Origin of the sequence: Thermoanaerobacterium butyriciformans (assembly GCF_017874545.1) — a bacterium.
Classification (GTDB): domain Bacteria; phylum Bacillota; class Thermoanaerobacteria; order Thermoanaerobacterales; family Thermoanaerobacteraceae; genus Thermoanaerobacterium; species Thermoanaerobacterium butyriciformans.
Window position 1 is genome coordinate 1 of record NZ_JAGGLT010000060.1, and the last position, 3394, is coordinate 3394.

General features: G+C 29.3%; 3 protein-coding genes. All 3 read right to left on the reverse strand.

The genetic code is table 11. From position 1 onward, the window contains the following. Positions 1-344: 344 nt before the first annotated feature. Positions 345-1148 carry an ExeA family protein gene (locus J2Z80_RS14805; RefSeq protein WP_013296615.1) on the reverse strand — a complete coding sequence of 268 codons (804 nt, stop codon included), beginning with the start codon at positions 1146-1148 and terminating at the stop codon, positions 345-347. A 21-nt stretch (positions 1149-1169) separates the two neighbouring features. Beyond that, complete coding sequence (locus tag J2Z80_RS14810) at positions 1170-2408, reverse strand: DDE-type integrase/transposase/recombinase (protein ID WP_013296616.1); 1239 nt, start codon at positions 2406-2408, stop codon at positions 1170-1172. Between the two features lie 232 nt (positions 2409-2640). Next, entirely contained in the window at positions 2641-3213 is a 573-nt protein-coding gene (locus tag J2Z80_RS14815; RefSeq protein ID WP_013296617.1) for a DUF6431 domain-containing protein, read from the reverse strand. Between the last annotated feature and the right edge of the window lie 181 nt (positions 3214-3394).

Consider the following 3394-nt stretch of genomic DNA (forward strand, 5'->3'; position numbering starts at 1 on the left):
TGTTAAACAGCAAGATATTACATCCTGAAAAATAGAGATTAATTAAGCTGACTTATCCTAAAAAGTATAAAGATTAAACAATCACTAAACATTGTTTTTACTCAAAAATTCACATTATACAATCTATAAGATCATATTATTCTAAAATCATATACATATAGCTTTAAGTATATCCATCTTTAGGTTTTACGCTTTTTGGGTAAATGCCATCTTGAATGTACCTTCTCCCCCGGATTGAACCGGGAGAAAGTTGTTTTATGGCACCAACCCTCTCCGAAGTGCTCAGGTTGCACCCCTGCATTTCCTTATCCCCTCCGGAGAAGAAGATACACTCATATATCCAATTATTCTGTAATATTTATATCACTTTGAGCTCTAAATACTAGCTCACCATTTATAGTTTTTTGACTTTCTTTAGCTCCTAATATCATTGACATTTCTGCAAGTAAATTAATTTTTCTCAAATATCCATTTGTGCTTGAATATATTAATTCAATTGCGTCATCAGTAAATATTGTTTCATTGCATCCTGCACATTTTAATCTGGATGTTATATATTCTTTTGTTTCATCTTTGTTTAAACCCTTAAATGAATAATTTAAAACTATTCGCTGCCTTAATGCTTCATGTGCTTGTCTATTCAACTGTATAATTAATTGTGTTTGTCCAGATAATATAAGTAATGCATAATTTTTTGTGTCCATGTCAAAATTAAATATAATACGTAAATCATCAAGGATTGAGTTGCTTATGAACTGAGCCTCATCAACGATGATAACGGGAGTTATGTTTTTTGAATGATAACTTAATATTACATCCTGTATCTGGCGAAACATATCACATTTTCTATGCTTCGGTATTAATCCTAAGCCGTCGGATAAATACCTGTAAAAATCCATAACGGTAAGTGTTGATATTGGTATGTACACAACCTTGTACATATTAGGATTTAAAGAAGTTACAAAGCATTTTAGTGTATATGACTTACCAGATCCAGGATCTCCTGTTATTAACCCAAATCCTTTTTTATCTTTTAAAAATTCTAATCTGCTCATTGCTTGTATATAATCCTGTGATTTGTAGTGATATTTCACATCACAGTCTTTAGAAAATGGATTAAATGTTAATCCATAATATACATTGAACATTGTTTTTCCTTCTTTCTTCATTTACAAAGAAAAGTCTATTTCTTTTCTTCTTATCTTAGAATTATCAATTTTGTTTACTGGATGTATTGTTTGTAAGAGTTTACCGTCTTCGCTAAAAATATATGCTTTATCAAGTGATTTTGGATAATATCGTATATTTACATAATCCCCAATATACTGCATTGGTACTTCAAATTTAATTTTTTCTATTGATACTGTCGCATCTTTAATTACACGCCTTTTGACTCTATAGAGAAATATGTTATCAAGATCTTCTTTAGAATTTATGAATTTCATCGTGTCTGTGTATTTAATGAATTTCTCTATAGGCTTCATATTTGTTGATGAATGTACTGTTTGATGATATATTCCTTCAATATATTTATTCAAGTTCTCATTCAATTCGTCTATGGAAGATATTTTCTGCCAATCAAATCCATACATCCATTGATCTTTTAATGTCCTGAAAAATCTTTCGATTTTTCCTTTTGATTCTGGCGAATACGGTTCAGCATAACATAAAGACGTTCCCAATGATGCACATATTAAATGCAATTGTTCGCTTTGGAATACTTTGCCGTTATCAACAAATAGCTTTTTAGGAACACCTCTTTTCGAAACGGCTTTTTTGAACGCATCAATAAGTGATATGACATTATCTGTATCATAAAATTCTGCATGTGTTATTAACCTTGATGAATCATCCAGAAAAGCAATAAGGTATGTTTTAATCTTCTTGTCGTTGATAATTAAGTATGGACCCATTGATATATCAGATTGCCAACAGTCATTAGGATACTCCATTTCAAAAGATCTCCTGTCTTTTGTGTTTAATGCTGATGTAGATATTTTAGTTTTTCGAAGATATCTTTGAACTGTAGATAAGGATACTTTATCAAGCTCAATAAACTTTTTAACCAAAAGTTCCTGATAGATTGATTTAGCTGATCTTCTTGGATTATCAAGTTTTAGATTCTTAATATAGGCTTTAACATCATCAGTTAAAACTCTCGAAGCACCTTTGTCGCATCTGCTTTTTGGATATAAACCTTCAAATCCATATTTTCTGTAACAGTAAAGCCATGTCTTAATTGTATTAGGAGAAAATTCTCTTTTACCTAATGAAGGCACATCATAAACTTTAGAAGTAATAACCTCCATATATTCTTTTGCAGTTTCCTGAGTGTAATTTTCATTGATAAGCGGTGCTATCAAAGAAAATTTAAAGTAAGCAATTTTTTGTTTAACATCATTATCCATGCCTAAAAACCTCCTCGATTTAATTATCAGTATTATTGACTGGATAATGATGGTACATTCACAAAGGTTATGTGGAGAGATAAAATGCGAATTAGATAAATTTACATAGACAAATTCAGATTAAACATTTTTAATCGAATTAAAATAATTATACAGTCAAAAATAACGGTAAATTATGATAAAAAAACACGACTTTTGTAAAAAAGCAAAAAAATTCTACCAAGAATTAAATTTAAACTTTTTTGAAAAAATGTACTTTCATCAAATCAAAATAGTGTAAATTAAACTTTAGCTTTTCTTTTGTATATTTACAAATATTGCTTATCAAAGTTCTAGGTGATAAACTGTTCATTGTTTCAATGTATTCTCGAAAATTAGCAAAAAAGCTGTGAACATAATTCAAAATCGAGAGAAATCTCATTTTGAAATAACTGATATTTTGCTCTTTTACAAAAGACAAATTAAACTCTTTAATGATTTCATCAGCAACATATGTAGTGCCATGTCCATCGATAAATATTTTTTTCAAAGAAGTTAGAATAACAGATAAAGGATAGATAAAATATGGCACAAGGAAATCCGGTATTAAAGCATGTGTCTTATGGCATACAGGACAAATAACTCTTGCTATGGTAATATCTATGCAATTATTGTCAATAAAGACACCCCTGCAGTAATAACCGTGCCTATACAATTTACCGTTGTAATTGCAATTAGGACATCCAGATGGTGTATCTATGTACAAATATGATTCATTTTCGATATATTCATGTATATTTTTAACTGGAAAGGCTATAATTATCATTGTGATACCTTTCTTGGGGTGGTAATTAATTTTACCGCCCCATTATTTTTCTATAATTGTAGGCAAGATTAACCAATCTTATACATGAATATGAAAATTAATTAACTTTATATAATGGATAAGGTTAAATTATTTTGCTTTTTATATCACTTTTTATATTGAAATAATTTGCTGTATAACA

Excerpts from the sequence above, each read along its gene's own strand:
- J2Z80_RS14805 (WP_013296615.1), bottom strand. The coding sequence starts at position 1,148 with ATGTTCAATGTATATTATGGATTAACATTTAATCCATTTTCTAAAGAC.
- J2Z80_RS14810 (WP_013296616.1), bottom strand. The coding sequence starts at position 2,408 with ATGGATAATGATGTTAAACAAAAAATTGCTTACTTTAAATTTTCTTTG.
- J2Z80_RS14815 (WP_013296617.1), bottom strand. The coding sequence starts at position 3,213 with ATGATAATTATAGCCTTTCCAGTTAAAAATATACATGAATATATCGAA.